The 1,576-nt window shown below is 50.2% G+C and carries 1 protein-coding gene; it reads left to right on the top strand.

What is annotated here, in order from left to right:
* Positions 1-88: 88 nt before the first annotated feature.
* A complete protein-coding gene (locus A1332_RS19290; protein ID WP_064010050.1) occupies positions 89-1,450 on the top strand; it encodes a transposase in 1,362 nt (453 codons plus the stop codon).
* Positions 1,451-1,576 lie beyond the last annotated feature (126 nt).

Genomic DNA, 1,576 nt, shown 5'->3' with positions numbered 1-1,576 from the left:
CGGCCGATTCTGTTGAAAAAGTCCCCTGATATTCGGCTCCCACCGTAGTAAAATACCGCCAACAGCCACTCAATCATGAGGTGACGCCATGATGGGACAACAATCCGGGATCCAGGAGCAGTTGTTTTTCTGTTTCAGTCTCGAAAACCACATTCCCAAAGATCATCTGCTTCGAGGCATTAATCATTTTCTCGACCTAGGTGATTTTCGTCAGCAATTGGCGGAGTATTACAGCCCTATCGGTCGGCCATCGATTGCACCCGAACTGATGATCCGCATGTTGATTCTCGGCTATTGTTTTGGCATTCGTTCCGAACGTCGTCTGTGTGAAGAAGTGCATGTGAACTTGGCTTACCGTTGGTTTTGCAAACTGGATTTAGACGATCCCGTGCCGGATCATTCCACCTTTTCCAAGAATCGCCTGGGCCGTTTTCGGGACAGTCAGGCTTTTCGGCTAGTGTTTGAAACGGTCCTGAAACGATGCATGGCAGAAGGTCTGGTGCGTGGTGAAGGTTTTGCCACCGACGCCAGCATCATCAAAGCCGATGCCCAACGGCAACGTCGGGTAGAAAATGGTGGCGATATTGACTGGGGCGATCCCGCTCAAGCAGAACGTCCGGTCCGTGAATATCTCGCGGCACTAGAAGAAACGAATGACCCCAAAGAGTCCACCCGGACGCTTTCACTGACTGATCCGGCGGCTACCTGGACGGCCGCACCCGGTGGACCTGCATTCTTTGCCTATTCAACCAATTACTTGATCGACTTGGAAGTCGGCATCATCCTCGACGTAGGAGCCTCAGCGGTCAATAAAGCCGCCGAAGTGGAGGCGACTCGGACCATGATTGATCGGGTAGAAGAGACCTTTGGTCTGAAGCCCGAACGTTTGGTGGGCGACACCAATTATGGTTCAGCTGCCATGCTCGGATGGTTAGTCGATGAAAAAGACATAGAACCGCATGTACCCGTATTTGATAAGTCAGAACGCAGCGATGGCACCTTCGGCCGCTCTGACTTTACTTATGACGCGGAGAATAATCAGTATATCTGTCCTGCGGGGAAGTCTCTGAAAATCGCTTGGCGCAGCAAACAGAAAAACCCTTATCGCTATCGCGCCAGCCAATTGGATTGCCAAACCTGTCCGCTCAAAGCGCAGTGTTGTCCTAACATGGCAAATCGTCAAATCGATCGAAGCCCCCACGAATCGGCCCGTGATGTGGCTCGTGCCATTACTAAAACCGATGCTTATAAGCAGTCACGCAAGGAGCGCAAGAAGGTGGAAATGCTGTTTGCTCATCTCAAACGCATCTTGAAAATGGATAAGCTGCGGTTACGAGGCTTCAGTAATGCCAAAGATGAGTTTCTATTGGCGGCGACAGCCCAAAATCTAAGGCGAATGGCGAAGAGGTTGGCCATCAATGATCCAGTACCCCAATTGATACCCGCATAACGGCAATATAAGCCGTATTTACGCACCAGAAAGAAAAAACTCACCTGCCAGCTTCTGCAAAACCACAGCAATCAATCAAAACGACCTTCCAACGTACTTTTTAAAAACCGCCTTTTTCAACACAAT

The sequence above is a fragment of the Methylomonas methanica genome, assembly GCF_001644035.1.
Lineage (GTDB): Bacteria > Pseudomonadota > Gammaproteobacteria > Methylococcales > Methylomonadaceae > Methylomonas > Methylomonas methanica_A.
The sequence above is the reverse complement of the archived record's forward strand: the minus strand, read 5'-3'. Positions and strand labels throughout refer to the sequence as shown.

Excerpts from the sequence above, each read along its gene's own strand:
- A1332_RS19290 (WP_064010050.1), top strand. The coding sequence starts at position 89 with ATGATGGGACAACAATCCGGGATCCAGGAGCAGTTGTTTTTCTGTTTC.